The following is a 17,221-nucleotide window of genomic DNA, read 5'->3' as shown; positions in this document are numbered from 1 at the left end:
CGTTTAGAAATCTTCAAATTTAGGGCTTTTAGTTATTGTTCTTTCAAAACTTCATATATGTTTTTAGGCTCAATGTAAGTAAAAACGAGTTTTCTTTTTACATTGAGTTTAAATAGTAGTTGTATTTTTTATGGTTTTTGTTATTTTATCTATAAATTGATTTTTGACAGGTTTTTAAGCTAAAAAAGGTTGTTTAGATATTTTGTAATTTTGCTTTTAAGTTAAAATTTAGCCTTTTTTAGTTTGCTTTATTTGATTAATAAGTAGATTTTTCTTTAGTGATGGTTAGATTTAAAATGTAGTGTTTTTGCCTTGATAGTTATTTTTCCTGAGTTTGCCAAAAAAGTCAAAGAAGTCCCAAAACCGTACACTTTTTTAGAATTATCTCATCAAACTGGGAAATTAGGGAAAACTGTCATAAACTTTTATTGATTGTATTTTAATAAATTAAAAAAAATTTTAAAATTAAGTAAAAATAAATTTTAAATTTGGTATAATTCTGTTTATTGAAAATAGCAAAAATGATAAAAAGGGAAAAAACCAGGAGGATTTTATGCAAAATAAAAAGACAAAAATATTAATTGGTAGTGCCGCTGCAATTTTACTAATGTCGACGGTCTTTGGAACTGTCGCTGGGCTTGCTGCTAAAACTAAATATCGCGGAGTTAATCCTACCCAAGGCGTTGTTAGTCAACTCGGGCTAATTGATTCAGTAAGTTTTAAACCAAGCGTTGCTCACTTTACTAGTGATTATAAAACTGTCAAACAAGCACTTTTAGGGGACAAAACTTTTAATGCCAACAGCACTGAATTTAGCGATTTTGCATCAAAATTCAATTTTTTAACTAATAATGGCAGTAGTGTTTTAGCAATTCCCAACAAATACAAAGTTGTTATTGAAAAATTTGAAGCCCAAGATGAACAACAACGTTTTTTCCTTTCCTTTCATTTAGAAGAAACTCTTGAAGACAAAAATGTTGCTCGCTCTGCAACAAAATCAATTTACCTTTCGGTAGTTGATGCCCCAAAAGCAGCTTTGGCTCAATTTAGTGATATTGTTGATTCAAATTTTGCTAATTTGACTCCTAGTCCACTTTCTCATTTTTCATCAACCTCAGTTAGACCTTTAGCCCTAACTCGCGCTGATGATTTTGCAAAAACATTGAATCAATTTGAAACATTAGAGGAATTTGAATCTCATTTAAGCAAATTTTTTGATATTCAGGCAATTAAGGCAAAAATTCGTCTTGAAGCCCAAGGCTTTGCCAAAGGTGACTTAGAAGAACCTTTTGTATTTAGTTTTGTTAAAAATCCACAAAACGCCAGTGAGTGAGCTACAAGTCTAAATCAACAAGTTCCCTCAGTTCGTTTATATTTAAAAACTGAATTTGAGCCTCAGGCAAAGGCAACACTAGCTAATTATAAAAATAAAGATGAGTCATTTTTAACTTCAATTGATTTAGTCGCTAGTGATAAGTTTACTTTATTTGCTAATACCAAAGATCTAGCCGCTCAACTTGATGTTAATTTGCTTGATGCTTCTGATTATTATATTGATCCAGATAAGCCTCAGGTTGATTCAACAACTGGAGTTTTACTCCCTTCTTCACTTAGTTTGTTTCAGCGTGATGTATTAAGAAAATCTTCTGATAGGTCAGTTGATAAATTTTCTTTGTTTCGTTATGATGCAATTAATTTTTATAAACAACTCCAAGAACTTGTAAGTAAACCTAGCGCAATTAAAGATATAATTGATGCCAGCCTAACACGTGGTCTGACTTTTTCTTTTGGTAAATATGATTTACTTTTTGATAATTTACGTGAGCATCTTGATTATGACTTTTTAGTTTCAAATGCTAAAATTCGTCAAAATTCCGTTTCAGGAAAATTATTTATTGAACTGCCAATCAAAATTAAGCTTAAATCTTCAATTTTTGGCGACAGCGGTCAAAATATTAAAACTATTTTGGAAAAAACTGTAAGTTTTAAACTTGATAATTTCCGCGATCAAAGTATCGAAGATGCCCTAAGCAGCCTTTATCCTGAACTTAGCGAGCAGCTAAAACAATTAAAAGATGCCCAAAGTGCCCAAGATGCCGCCCAACAACTAGCTGCTATTTCTCCATTTTCGTCTCAGACAGCTGTTGAGACCCTAGGAGCAACCAAGGAAAATCCTTATGATATTGTCCAAGGTGCTCCAAAGTCTTATTTACTTTCAAAATACGAAATTAAACAATTAATCGACCAAAAAGACTACAAAAAACTAATTAGTCTCTTGAGTGATCAAAATACCTATAATATTGACTTTAAATTAGGTTCAACTCTGCAAAGCCAAAATATACAAGTGCCAAGTGAGAAAGAAATAACCAATTTAAATGCAACAATTGGCTTAGCCCAGTCATTAAAAAATGCTGATATTTATTCAGTTTCAACTTCGGCATTTAAAAATCGTGCTTCTTTATTTGCTTATTTCCGTTACCTTTTATCATTAGAACCTAAAGAGGCAATCAAAAAACTTGTTAATATCGGAACCCAAATGGGTCTTGAATTTGAAGGCTATCAAGACTTACCATTAAATCCAACTTTAGCAGATTTAGCAAAAGTAAAAATTAAAACCAAATTTGATAACTATGTGCACTCCCAAGACTTTCTAAGTCAGCAAGATGCTGACCAAAATCAAGACGATACCGTGGGAACAAAATTCGGACTCAAGCTTCTTGATTTTAATGGTTATTTTGCTAATGACATTACAAGTCCAAATCAAGGAATGGCTTTATTTTTGCCAGCAAGTCTAAATCCTGATTCAACTCAGTCAACTTCAGGTGATTCAAATTCAACCACTACAGACTGAAAAGCTGAAATTACTAAAAATCTTGTTAGTGATAAAAACCAGTTAGCTCAGTTACCTTTTGCAATTTGAGACAAAATTATTGGCCAAGAAAAACAACAAGAAGATAGCAAAAAACTAACATACAAAATTCTTAAAAATTACCAAGATGCAATTAAAATTGCTAAACAACCGGCTTTTTGAAATACACTAGATAATGAGAATAAATCTCAAGTTCCTTTTGGAGATAAGAATTTCAGTAAAATTTCTACCCTTAGTGATTTAGTTTTTGCCTTTTACACTCAGGCAGCCTTAGCTAATAATTGAAATGAATATCAAGACTCAGGAGCACGCCCTTCAATTAAATTTGAAATTGAAGAAGATGCATCTGAAACCGCTAAAGAAGGTAATGTAATTGCTCTAAAAATCAAATATGTTGTTGGCTTTGATGATAATGCTGGTAAATTTGTTGATGATGTAATTCAATCAAGCCCGCAGACAATTTTTGTTCGCACATCAGGTAAGTCAGAAGCTGAAGTAAAACAAAAAAATAATTTAGACCAAATGATTGAAGATGCCCCACTTTCAAGTCAATCATTAATTCTTGATGCTGAAAAATTTGGTCATTTACAAATTCTTGCTAATTCAATTTATGACAAGAAAATCAAAGATCAAACCCAAGAAGAAACAACTCCACCAAAAGACTCAGATAATATTCGCTGAATTGATGACAAAGTTCCAGGCCAGCCTCGTCCTGAAGTAAAAAGGCCTGAGATCAATCAAGATGAATTTTTTAAAGACAAACTAAAACCAGTTTCGGTTCCAGTATCAACTTTCACTAGTCTCGATGAGAGTCCTTATTTTGCTAGCCCTTTCCAGGATGACTCGCAGACTAGTCAAACTACAGACTCATCAACTCAAACCCAAAACGAAGATTTACAAACTTTAAAACAAAAACTTGAAATTCTTTTAGGTCAAAATTTTAGTTCTTATTTTAATAATCTTGATCCAAATCTTACTTTTGAAATCGATTCAGTTAAAGAAGTCTCACCTCATGTCTACAGTGTAAGTTTAGCTTTATCAAAAGTAATCCAAAATGGTCAGAGCTCAACCAAAGTTAAATCAGATAAAAGTCTAACACTAGTAGTACAAAAGCAACAAACTAACATTCCTGAACTAACAAAATCTCCGCAAATTTCAAATACTTCTTGAGCAAAACAATACAATCCTGACCAACCGCTAGCAAATTCAACAACAATAACTCTTGAATTTAAAAACCAAATACCGAAAGACTCAAATGGTCAGCCAACAAGTCAGTGATTGTCTTCAGTGCCTTTGACAATTCATCCGGCTTTAATAAACATTTCTCCTCAGGCCGATGTTCTTGACCAAGCAATAGCAAATGAGATTCTCTCGCGTTTAGACACCGATAGTTTAGTAGGGAGCCCTACTCCTGATACTATTATGAAAGTACTAAGTAAAACAAAAGTCGAAGAAATCATCAAAGGTCTCAGAGATAAAGTTCCTGAATCTGTAGCTAATCTCATAGCCCCTATAGTTGATGCTTATAAAAGACATGAAACAACTAAGTCGCATATTTTATCTTTAGCTCATATTCAAAATTCAAACCATTCGCCAATTAAATTATCACTAAATAGTCTAACAAACACTAACCCTGAAGTTAAAGTTGTAAATCTTAAACTTATTAACGAAAAAACTATTAGTTTTGATTTAGAAAGTTCAAATATTAAAAGGTTAATTAACGCGCCAATTGAAATAGCCTCTGAGCTATCTGATAAAAAATTTGATCTTGAATCAATGAGAGTTTATAACATTCTAAGTCAAGATAATTCAGATTCCGACACACACACACACACACACACAGGCGCCCAATCAAACACACGAACAAACCTCAACTATTACCTTTATTAAACCAAAATTTATTGTTGAACGAACTGTTGGGGTGCCATGAAGTACTTCTGAAGTAGTTTTTGCTGCTAAGAAAAATTTAAATGATCCAACAAAACGTGATCTATCTAGAGTTAAAGATTCTAGCTTTTTTGTCTATGGATGGAGAATATTCACAATCCCATTTAATGGGCAAGCTTTTCAAACTCCCGCTTTACAAGTCCAACCCCTTTTTGATCCACTTGTTGATATGTTTCCTGTGCCTCAGGTTCAGAGTCTAACTAGCCTGTCATTCAAAGTTTTTGATCCTGATGGTTATTTATACCAAAAATTATATTCTAAATCAGCACCAAATGTTGATCTTCATTCTTATCGTCTTAATCAAACAAAAGAACAATCAACTCGAAAAGGTTGAACTAACCAACACCCAAGTCAGTTAAACTTTACTAATAGCAATTTTAGTTTGCCAAGCAACTATTTAAATATTATTACAAATCAGCCAACAAAAGTTACTTTTTATAATGCAAGTGATTTTATTACTGATTTATTTAATGATCCTGATCAAAAACAAGAAGATATTAATGACAAATACACTGATAATGTTAAAGAAAAAGTAGGTGCAAATGCCGCTGACTGAGGAAGTGCTTATTTTAACCTTTGGTATCCAAGAAAACTAATTCAAGAACAATCAAATATAATAAGTGCTAATTTAAATGACTTACTGTTTGTTGATCCAGATGAACTTGAAAAAAATATAAAAATGATTGCCCCGAATTTTACTAATTGGTGGCCTAACTTTCAAAATTCAGAAGTTGCCGAAATTCGCACAAAACATAACGAAGAAGCCTACAAAAAAGTTAACCTTTTACCGCAAGGTTGAACCCAAATTCATGACGGTGGCTATCCACTCAAAGTTCAAAAAACTGCATTTAATCGCGATACTCGTACTTTTACACTTACAACAAATCTGCCAATTCCAACCCAAGACTACTATCAAGATGTCAAAGACACTGATGACTGACGTTTTGTTTTCCAAAACGATAATAATCAAATTGCAATGCTCAAAGCTAATATGCTAAAACAAGGCTCAAAAAATCCTCACTATAAGGATAAAGGTTGAATTCAATTTGAAACAGTAATTCCTGAACATTTTTTCTCAACAAATGTCAGATTTGCTGGAATATTCAAACAAGAAGATAAAAAACTAAAATGACTACCAATTATTGACACTGAATATGTAGTTGATGACCGTTATTTTGGTAATATTATTTCTGATCCTTTAGATCTTAAGAAAGCCCGTGGCCGTGGATTTACTAATAATGCCTTTGGAGATGTATTCAAAGAATTTAACATTCATAGAAAAAAACAATCTTAAATAAACTTTAATTAAACAAATAAATTAACCCTTTGATTTTTAACCAAAGGGGCTTTTTTATTATTTTAAAAATAACCTTCTCCAAAAAAAAAAAAAAAATGTTTGGTCAAAAATAAAGTTATGTTATAATAATCATCATTAAGAATGAATTAATAAATTTTGAAATTGAATTAAGGGGGAATCAGTTATGTTTTTTGTCTAATGTGCTTTGATAGCGCGCATTTTCCATTATATTTTTAAATATGATGGAATGCCTTAAATTTAACCGTTTAGAAATCTACAAATTTAAGGCTTTTGGTTATTGTTCTTTCAAAACTTCATATGTTTTTTAGGCTCGCTGCAAATAAAAACGAGTTTTCTATTTGCATTGAGTTTAAATAGTAGTTGTATTTTTTTATGATTTTGTTAGTGTTTTAACTAAAAAAGTAGTTTAAAAATTCATAATTTTGCTTTTTAAGTTAAAATTTTAGCTTTTTTAGTTTGCTTTATTTGATTAATAAGTAGATTTTCTTTCGTGATGTTTAGATTTAAAATTCAGTGTTTTTGCCTTGATAGTTATTTTTCCTGAGGTTGCCAAAAAAGTTAAAAAAGTAAACTCGAACAAAAGCCAACGCCTTAGCGTTAACTTTCTTTGTCCGAGTTTATTTGAGGATGTTTTTTATTTTAACTAATGTTTGTATTAGTTTTTAGTTTCATTAAGATCAAAGTATCTATCAATAAATAATTTATTAAGTAATTCAGATTTGTCTTCGTTCTCGATTGATTCAAAAACTGCAGCTGATTTAAGAAGAACGGCCCCGCTAGTTCCAGACAATCATGCTTCTGTTGCTAATTTTCCTAAAATATAATATTTAATATCTGAAAATTTTAATGAATTGGCAAAATTTACTGTTTTTTTCACGCTGAAAACAGGCTGATATGGATCGCTAGCTATTGATGAATAAAGTGTTAATTCCATTATTTTTTTGTCTTTTTCATCTGCATCTAATAGTCGAAAGACAACAAGTGAAGTTGCTAATTTGTTATCAAGGAAATCGGAAACACCAGGAGTAAAAGTATTTTTAGATTCACTAACTTTATCAACAACAGTTCGAGTAACAAACCGGTTAACTCGTTCTTGTCTTTCAGTTACAGTATCAACTAAAGCTGTATGGTGATCGATTTTTTGCAAATTATTAGGTTGTTTTGCTGTTTCATCACCAATTTGCACTTCTAAATTATTAATTTTGTCCTTATCATATTCATACCGTCTAATTTTGATTCCAAAGTCAATTTTTTGGTTATCACCGTAAGCAAAAGGTGTACCAGATTTATCTTCTTTTCAGCCTTGAACTAAATAAAAAGGTGCTTGACTAGTTGAAAAGTTTTGGGCAGACTTAAAGGCAAGAACAAATGTTGGATTTTTAATATCATCTTTTTTTGATGAAAAATCGAGTTTAAGACCATCATGAGAAAGGAAAATACCACCCTGAGATAAGTCTAAATAAGGTTTTAATTTGGATCTGTGACCACTTGAAACAGGATTCTTTTTATCATCATAGTCTTTAAATTCAAGTTTTTGGGAATCAATTGACTTAATTGAGCTAATTGGGATTTGATTTTCATTGGGATTTGAAGTTTGATCTGTTGGGTTAGCAGTGGATCCGCTATTTTCTGTAATTAATGACTCAGCATCAAGAAAGAAATGTAGTTTAGTTTCTTCTTGTAAAAATTCAAAAGGTTTATTATTTTTTAATACATCAGCAATTGGAATTTTTATTTCTTTTAATTTATCATCTCCAAGCCAAATGCTAATTGAAAGAGCAAATTTTTCATTTTCAAATCCTGTATCAAGAATTATAGAGCTTGAATCTGGTAAATTAGATGCAAGTAGGTTGTCAAAAAGCTCAGAAAGTAATTTCCCAGGACTTTGAATTGGTGCTGGAACTTCCTGTTTTTGTTCAGTTTTTTCTTCTTTTTTCTCTATTTTTTCAGTTTCTTTTTTCTCTTCTTCTTTTTTCTGTTCTTCTTGCTCTTTTTTCTCTTCTTCTTCGAAAGGAGTAGCAGTTGCTAAAGAAGATACGCTAATTTTAGCTGGCGCTGGGTTAGTTTGTGCTTTTGTCTGAGCAATAAAATCAAGAAGGTCAGAAAGTTGTTTAGTTTCTGTTTTAATTTTTGAAAGTTCAATTTTTTTATTTCTAATATGTTCAATTGTTTGGTCAATTGTTTTTGCAAAAACTGTTATTTTTTGGTCATCTTTAACTTTAAACTCTAAATTTTCAATTTTTAGACTACTTGATCCATCTGGATTTGTTTTTGTAATATTATCAAGCGCATTTTGGAAATAAGCCCCATAAATTTTATCGCTAATATTATAATTAAAATTGAAACTATACTCTAATTCATTATTAGAATTAAAATTTAGACCACCAGGGAAAGCCTCGCTTGATATAAAATTTCCGTTCAGAGTTAATCTAAGCGGAATTACTTGTTTTTTAATCGGATCTTCTTGGTCTTCTTTGGATAGTTCAATTTTTACTGGTTGAATTTTAAATTCAGAAATTTGGAAATTATGTAAAATTTCTGAAAAAGATTTTTTTAATTTGTCCTCACGAGTTTCAACTTTTGGAACTTCTGGACTTGGAGTTTCTTCGGTTTTAGATTCTTGATTGTCTTCTGTTGAATCTTCGCCAGTTGATTCAGCGAGTTGAGTTTCTGCTGTTGAATTTTCAGAATTATCAGCATTTTCTCCGACACCTTCAGATGATGAATCTGCTTGTTGTTGAGTGATTTTTGACCTGTCAGTTAAAGTAAAAACGCTTACAGGTTGAGGTTGTGCTGGTGTAGATGATGATGAAACAGAACCATCAGAACTTCCAGAATCAGGAGTTGAGGCTGCTGAATCAGAATTTGCAGCATCAGGAGCGGAACTTTCAGGAACAGCTTGACTTGGAGATTCAGATTTTTTAAATCAAAAATCAAGACTAGATGGTTGGTTGTCTTTGAAAATTGATTGGTTTTTTACTGAATCAGGCAAAGGTTTTGAAATTAAATCTAGTGGAGTTAAATTTGAGGAAGCTAAAAATTTAGCAATTTCATCGTTAAAAGTGTAGTTATCTTTGAAAATTTGGGCAAATTTAGAAGCATAACTTTCGTTAATAGTTGATAAATTTTTAAATTCCAAAGCAATTTTAGATTTCTTTTTAGAATATTTTTCAATTAAAGAAAGATCTAAATTTGCTTGACCAGTTGCATCATCAACTTTTGAAAAAAATAGTTTGCTATCTTTTAAATTAGGTTCTAAATCAAAAGCTAAAGGCAAAATCAAATCATTTGTTTGCTTATTAAAAAAGGAAATACTCCCAAATTCAGCAATAGTTTTTAATAATGCTTGTTGATCAGAGTTTGATTTTTTGTTTTGAATAAATTTAGAATTAAACAAAATTGCAATTTCACTTGCAGTTTTATCTTTAATCAATTCATCATTAACTAGTTCAAGAACAACATTTACATTATCAGGATCAATTTCGGAATTTTTAACATGAGAGCTAAATTTTAGGTCAAATTTAACATTATAGTTAATATTTTGTGCTGGATTTTGGACATTAATTGCTAAATTAGATAGCGTATTATTTTCAATTTTTAAATCTTTTTTGTCTTTTGGAGCAAGTAATTTAAAATTAAATCCAGCAAATTTATCTTCCAAAGGCTTAAAATCAACTAGCGAATTTAGATCAAAATTATAAGTTTTGTCATAAAATAAGTCAACTGCGTTTTTGGCTGTTAAAGTATCAGCAAATTGGGCTTTTAAATTTAGTTGGCTAACAGATTGTAAAATTTCTTGTTGATTTTGACTGTTTTGAGCAAAAGATTTTGCTTCTGATTTTTGATCAGAATATTTTGAAAGTTGTTCAGATTGATTTCTGTAATAGGCGCTTTTTCCAATTGGAACGGCAATTCCAATACTAATAACCGCACTTAGAAAAACAGCCGAAGATGCAATAAGTAAATTTTTTCGTTTAATATTTTTCATAATAAACCTTCCATTTTAAGAATAATTTATGAATTTAGCAATGATTTATCAGTTTGATATACAAAAAATTTCAATTTCTTAGTTGAAAATTCATTCGGGTTTTTCTTGTTATATACATAAAAATGAAGAACTTTAATTGTATTTATTCCTGGATAATTTTCATAAATACCCGCAAGTTGGCCAGTAGAATTTGAGGTTTGTGCTGCTGGTTCAGTTGCCCGTTCTGTTGGCGCAGTTTCTGCCGGTTTTTTAATAGCATCTTTCTTAACTGCCAATCCTAATTCTGGGTGGTGCAAACTAAAATAAGAGTACATCGGAAATTTTTTAATTAGTTCTGTGATATCAACATAATCTTCTTTATCACCAACAAGACGATTAATATTTGTTCAAAGATCATTAAAATCATTATTATCTAAATAAGTTGGAAGAGTCCCGCTACGGAAATTATCAACAAAATTATTGAGTTTTTCAATGCTTTCAGGAATAATTACTCCGTCTTTGTTAGTTGAAATTGTAATTTCTTTTGGTTGTGTTTTAAAAATTACTGAAATAATTTTTCCATTTTGATCAACCGGACCAACTTCATATCAATATTTAAGATTTACTTTTGATTCTTGCTGAGCTTCTTTTGCAGGCACAAGTTGAAGTTCAGAATCACTAGCTTGAGGAGCACTTACTGGTTGATTTACACGTACAAAATTAAAAGCTGAAGTAGTACTTCGCGGTGAACTCACATCTTCAAATTGAGTTGTTGCTGCTTTTGGACTAACAATTTCAAAATTTATTTTATAGTCAAAATTATTTCCTAAAGACTCAGATAAAAGTCCAGTTTTGTTAGAATAAATATTTTGGTAAAAAGCGACAATAAAATCTGTTAGTGTTTTAATTGGAGAGCGATATTGTTCGCCAAGAGTTGGGTCAATTTCTTGAATTTTACTTGATTCAGATCTTATTTGGTCAACATAATAATCAACGCCGATAGTATTTTGTTCATTTTGAACCATTAAATCAATAATATTTTTAAGTCTTGGGTGAAGATAAAAACTATAAGGCATGCGATCTTTTTCAGCTCAGTAATTATTATTGATTGAAAATAGTCAAATATCTTTTTGTATTTTTCGATCTTTTTCTTGTAAAAAGTTATTTCAACCTGATTTGTTTTCGATTTTAATTTTTGCCAGCTCTTTAAATAAATTTGTACTGTCAAGATTTTCAGGTCAAGTCTGGGCTGGGTCAATTAGCTTTAGCCCTTTTAGTCAGTCGAAAAAATATTTAACAACAAAATTAATATCTTTTTGGGCTAAGGCTGAATAAAATCTTAACATTTCTTCACCAGATTGGAAAACTGGTGATAAAACATTAACAATTCCGGCAACTTCTTCTGGATATGTGAAAGTTCACCTTGAACGATCAATTAGTTGATCAACTGGAATAACATCATATTTTTCAACTAAAAGTTTTAATTTTTCTTCGTCAAATTTAACGCCATAATAATGCGGATTTTCTAAAATATTTTTTAGTTTGCCAAAGTCACCTGAATTTACAAGTTTTTCAATTTCCTCTTTTGGCACAGGATTTTGCTCTGAAATTTGGGCATCTTTTTGCTTGAATTCAAAGTTTGTTGCCTTTGCCTTTGCAATTAAATCAGGAATATTTTTAACTAAAACTGAATAGTCGCCAACATTTTGGACAAACGGTTTTTGGGCGATAATTTCATTTTTATCATTGTAAATTTGAATATTTCCGTGAAATTGAATTATGATCTTATTGTTTTGATAGACAAATTGGGTCATTTCAGGATCAACACTAAAATCAATTTTTATTTTAGAAAAAAGATCAGAATTTTTTAGCCGAGAAATGTAATTTTTTAATTTTATTTTTGACAGTAAAGGAACATTAGAAATTTGGTTTAATAAGTTTTTGTAAAATGCTTGTTTTTCTTCATAAGAAGGAAAAACTTGATTTTTTAGATAGTTTAGCAATTCTCAACTTGTGATTTTTTGGCTGTTTTGCTCATGAACATCACTAAAATTAGTTAAATCATTATCAGAAAAAGGTGTCAGTTCAATGTCATTTGCAAGGCTGCTATCTAAAAATGTATCTGAAAAATCAAGATCTACTGCAAAATTGAAGTTTGGAGCCGATTTTAAATCTTGATTGTTATGTTTAGCAAAATCGCTTGAAAATTTTGCTAAAAAATAGACACGATAAATGTTTTTTAAAGGAGTTTTGCTAAGATAAGCATTTTTGAGAACCGGTTCTTGGATAAGTTCGATTGAATATTTACCTTTGGCAAAATTATCATCATCGACAAATTTATTAATTTTATTTTTTAATAAATTTGTGATTGTTGACTCAAGATTAAAATATTGGCTAATAATTTTTGAGGCTTCAATGGCTGATTTTGCCGAGTTTACTCTGGCTAAAAATTCGCTAACTGGGGTTAGTTTTGCAATCTCTCTTGTTGGTGACTTATCAAATTCAGAGATAAAATAAGGTCTTAATTTTGAAAGTTCGGCTTTTGCTAAACTTGTAAAATTGCTTAGTGAGGAATTAGACAGTTTTGAGACAGGATTATAAGCAACTGTTGCCGAGTGAAGATCAGAATTTGCAACTTTGTCATCATCTAAGTTTTGTAAAACCCGCCAGTAAATTTTAAATGACTGTTCTTGGTCAAGTGCTTCGATATCTGTAATATTTAATTTGAATTTTTGTCATTGAAAATCATTTTGAAAATCAACAATTTCAAAATTGGAGTTAGAGTTTTGTGCATAAAAATCAAAAAAATCGGTTAAATTTACCCCCGATTTTTTTGTGCCATCAGATTCGAAGAATTTATTTTTTAGACTAAAATAATCTGCATTATTTTCAACAACATCACTTTTTAGACTTATAGAACTAATCGAATTAGCTTGCTTTTGAACATCAAATAAAGGATCTTTGGTTACAGAAAGATTTGAAACAAGCCCAACTGGAATTCCAATAATTAGACCTGAGGCAATAAGACTTGAGCCGATTGTTAAAATCAATCTTTTTTTCCGTAATGCGATATTTGCCTTCCTATGTTCTTGATTCATTTTCGCCTCCATTTGGATTTTGTATAAAATAAATAATACCACACCATCTCTGCATGGTTATTTCTAGAATAATAGTTTTGGTAGCTACATATTTAATTTTACCAAAACAAAAAAAAAAAAAAGTAAAAAACCAATAATAAATTGGTAGAAAAATCTCAGACAATTAGTTTTTTACCTATGATTTTGATTACACCGCTTTTGTTAATTTTTTCTAGCATGTTCATTTTAAAAATTTGGACAAATAATTTACCTCATATAATAACTTGGAGTTTTATATGATAAGCAACTTTGAGGTCTTTCATAGTTATACCAATGAATAAATGAACTTATTTTTTGATAAGCAATAGCCACATTTTCAAAATTTTGACCCTCAATATTAATTAATTCGCGTTGAAAAACTGCATAAAAATATTCAATAGGGCGGTTTGCAAGAGCATTTCCTTTTGGTGACATTGATTGTTGGATACCATTTTGCTTTAAAAAATTAGCAAATTTGTAGTTTGCATATTCCACACCATGATCTGAATGGAAAAATTTTGGTTCAATATTATACTTTTTAATTGTTTGTTTCACTAAGTTTATAGTTTCTTCTGAAAATCTTGTTTTAGAAATCGAAAAATTGAGCAAGTAATTGGATTTTGTTTCAATAATTGAGTGTAGGTAAAATCATTCGTTGTTAATTTTGATAAATTTAATATCAGCAAACCATTTTTCACCAAAATTTTCTGAGCTAAATTCACCTTTGATATGATCTTCAGTCCAAATTCGCGTAAACTTTTTCTCTTTTGGCGCTGGTTTTCCTTGCCTTTTATAAGCAATTGATTTTAATCCTAAAAATTCGTAGTGTTTTTGAAACACGTACGTGCTTACATAATTTCCCTGATTTATGTAAATATTATATAGGATGTCTCGGCCTTTTACCTTTCGATTCAAATGGAAATTTTCACGAATTCACTCAAGTAATTTTTCATCATAAATCATTTTCTTTGGTGGTTTTTTTACCCTTATTTTCTCATAAATAGAAGTGCGATTAATGTTAAAAACACTACAAATTCTAGTGGAATTTTCGATTTTGTTTTTATCTTTTTCTTGCTCTTGTTTTCGTTTTTTGAGTTCCTCAAGAACAATTGCGGGGTCAATTCCGTATCTTCTAAGAACATTCTCCATTATCTCTTGATAAACTTCACGATCATTTTCAGAAAGATCATTAATTGTATATTTCTTTTTTGGTTTACGCGGAGATTTGATTTTTCCACGAGTACTAATTAAACTTTTCATATCATTATTATAAAACTTTTTTTGCCAATTTCTTATCAAATTATTAGCGTATATATGCAACATTCATTCTTTATCCGTTTTTTTACTTTTAGATTTGTTTTTGTAAATTTCTCTAAATTCTTCTGCAAAATCCAAAATTGCGTTTTTTAAGCCTTTAGATTCGGCAATTTTGATGTATTTAAATTTCTCTTCAATTGTGAATTTGTATTGTTTCATTTTGACACACCTTTTTTCGAATAAGTCTGAAATTGGTGTACTAATTTAGTAAAAAACCAATAAATTAGTAAAAAAATTCAGTTATAATTAGACTCACTAAGAATAATTAATAAATTTTTTTGATATTGGGTTAAGAGGCTTATCCATGTTTTTTGCCTAAAAAATCATATAATGCAAATTTTGAACTATGATTTAAACACGGTAGAATGCAATAAAATTAACCTTTTGCGAAAAAAAAAAAAAAATGCTTGGTCTAAAAAAAATTTCTGTTATAATTACACTTACTAAGAATAGTTAATAAATTTTGAAATAAGAATTAAGGGGGAATCAAGGATGTTTTTGTCATAAAAAAATCAGACATTGCGAATTATCCATTATGTTTTTAAATATAATGGAATGCCTTAAATTTGACCGTTTAGAAATCTACAAATTTAGGGCTTTTGGTTATTGTTCTTTCAAAACTTCATATATTTTTTAGGCTCAATTTAAATAAAAATGAGTTTTCTATTTGCATTGAGTTTAAATAGTAGTTGTATTTTTTATGATTTTTGTTATTTTGTCCATAAATTGATTTTTCTAGTGTTTTAAACTAAAAAAGCAGTGTTTAAAAATTTTAGTTTTTTTAGTTTGCTTTATTTGATTAATAAGTAGATTTTTTCTTTTGTGCATGTTATATTTAAAATTCAGTGTTTTTGCTTTGATAGTTATTTTTAAGCCAAAATTGGCAAATTAACTATCAAAAAAGAGTAAATAAAAAACTTGGGTAGACCCCCCGAGTTTCCCAGTTTGATAAGGTAATTTTAAAAAAGCATCTGGTTTTAGGCACTTTTTTAAGTTTTTCGGTAAAAGTTAATAACAATTTTATTAGTGATTTATTAAGATATCAAAGTAAAAATCATACCTATTTCAAATATTCGGATCACTAGGAACACCATCTCGATTTTTAAATGTTATTTGCTGATCTAAAGTGTTAAATTCAACCCTTTGCCTTAATTTTTGCAACATCGTTACTAAACCAACCTCAGTTAATTGATTGTTTTCAAATAACTTGTTATCACTAATATGTTTGTTGATTTTAAATATTATAGTTTTTAAAATAACTAGTGAGATAAAACACAAAAGTGTATGAGCTAGAATGTGCTCGTCAATTCTTAAAAATACGGGCCGAATATTCAACAAACCTTTTAGACTTCTAAAATTAGCTTCAATATTCCACTGTTTTTGGTATTTTTCAACTATATCTAAGACATTTAAATTCAGTATATTTGTTTCATAAACATAGTAGCCATCAAATTGTTTGTCTTTGTCAATTTTACTTTGATCTAATTCAAATTTCATGTTTGAAATTTCCTTAAAATATTTAGGTTTTTTACCAAACAATTTGTTTACTTCAATAAAACCGTCTTTATTTTGTTTTTTAATAAAACTTTCGATTTGCTCTTCACGAGCTTTTCTGTCTTTTATCGCTCTTTTTGTACTGTAAGTAATAATTCTTCTTCTAATATTTTCAGTGTATCTTTTATTTTTATAAGATGAATAAAATTCTTCTTTTTTATACTTAAAATCCGCATTTACATCAACATAATCCCTTGGATCTAGTAAATAATTTTTGAATTTTTGAGTCCCTACCTTTGCACGATATGAAATAATAAAATTATAGTTTCTTGATTCAAGAAATCGAATATTTGCAGCAGTTGACATGCCGCGATCAGCGATTATTGTCATATTTTTGATATTATATTTGGATTCAACATCTAATACAAAAGGGATTAATGTACTAGAATCGCCGGTATTTCCTTTAAAAACTTTAATATGAAAAGGAATACCATTTTTATCACACGCTAAGCCAATGACAATTTGGTCTTCTTTGAATTTAGCATCTTTAGAATAGCCAGGAATTCTTAATCCATTTCTTTCAAATGTCTCAAAATAGATTGTTGATGAGTCAAAATAAAATTCACTGTCCCTTTTTCCAAGTTCGCTTGTTACCATTTTGTTGACACTATTTAAAAGTTGATTTTGTGACTCAAAGACAAGATCTAGGAGTCTATAAAAGCTATTTTTGGAAGCATTTATTTGATTTGAGTAGTCATCCTTTTTATCAAAAGCATTAATAATGCTGCCAGGATCAGTGATCCGTTTTGAAATTAAGTAGTTAAAAATTTCTTTCATATTTTTATGTCTACTTTTAGGAAGTGACTCAAAAATATTGTGCTTTTCAATAAGTTTTTCAATTAATTCCCCACCAACAAAAACCGAACCTTCGATTATTGCGGAATTTTTAATAGAATCAAGTAAAATAGCCTTGACTTTATCTTTGTCATCTAAATTTGAAAACAATTTCAATTTTTCTTTGATAATTTGAACAGCATTTGGATTAATTTTTTCCAAATTCCGCTCATTTCCTAAACTAAATCAACGTTTTGGACCTTTGGAATAACCTTGTGTTCAGCCAACATATTTATATGGTTTATCTTTTGAAGATCCTCAAACACTAAATAAAAACAAATTTTGTTTTTTCATAATGT

Annotated in this window: 6 protein-coding genes; 2 read left to right on the top strand and 4 right to left on the bottom strand. The window is 29.8% G+C overall.

What is annotated here, in order from left to right:
* Positions 1-553: 553 nt before the first annotated feature.
* Both V3249_RS01800 and V3249_RS01795 read left to right on the top strand, forming a co-directional pair.
* Positions 554-4,759: a P97 family adhesin gene (locus V3249_RS01800; protein ID WP_341517636.1), complete on the top strand. Its 4,206-nt coding sequence runs from the start codon at positions 554-556 to the stop codon at positions 4,757-4,759.
* A gap of 31 nt (positions 4,760-4,790) precedes the next feature.
* On the top strand, positions 4,791-6,110 hold the full coding sequence (locus V3249_RS01795) for a hypothetical protein (RefSeq protein WP_341517635.1): 1,320 nt from the start codon (positions 4,791-4,793) through the stop codon (positions 6,108-6,110).
* Between the two features lie 679 nt (positions 6,111-6,789).
* Here V3249_RS01795 and V3249_RS01790 read toward each other — a convergent pair.
* From V3249_RS01790 to V3249_RS01775, 4 genes are all read right to left on the bottom strand, one after another.
* The gene (locus V3249_RS01790; RefSeq protein ID WP_341517634.1) at positions 6,790-10,122 is read right to left on the bottom strand and encodes a P110/LppT family adhesin N-terminal domain; all 3,333 of its coding nucleotides are present in this window, start codon (positions 10,120-10,122) and stop codon (positions 6,790-6,792) included.
* Positions 10,123-10,148: 26 nt separating this feature from the next.
* Positions 10,149-13,199 (bottom strand): P97 family adhesin, encoded by a 3,051-nt coding sequence (locus V3249_RS01785; RefSeq protein ID WP_341517633.1) that lies wholly within the window; start codon positions 13,197-13,199, stop codon positions 10,149-10,151.
* A 246-nt stretch (positions 13,200-13,445) separates the two neighbouring features.
* Positions 13,446-14,693: an IS3 family transposase gene (locus V3249_RS01780; protein WP_341517632.1), complete on the bottom strand. Its 1,248-nt coding sequence runs from the start codon at positions 14,691-14,693 to the stop codon at positions 13,446-13,448.
* Between the two features lie 864 nt (positions 14,694-15,557).
* On the bottom strand, positions 15,558-17,216 hold the full coding sequence (locus V3249_RS01775; RefSeq protein ID WP_252263002.1) for an IS1634 family transposase: 1,659 nt from the start codon (positions 17,214-17,216) through the stop codon (positions 15,558-15,560).
* Positions 17,217-17,221 lie beyond the last annotated feature (5 nt).

The organism is Mesomycoplasma ovipneumoniae (assembly GCF_038095995.1).
Taxonomy (GTDB): domain Bacteria; phylum Bacillota_I; class Bacilli_A; order Mycoplasmatales; family Metamycoplasmataceae; genus Mesomycoplasma; species Mesomycoplasma ovipneumoniae_F.
Note: the sequence above shows the minus strand (reverse complement) of the source record. Positions and strands in the feature narration are given on the sequence as shown.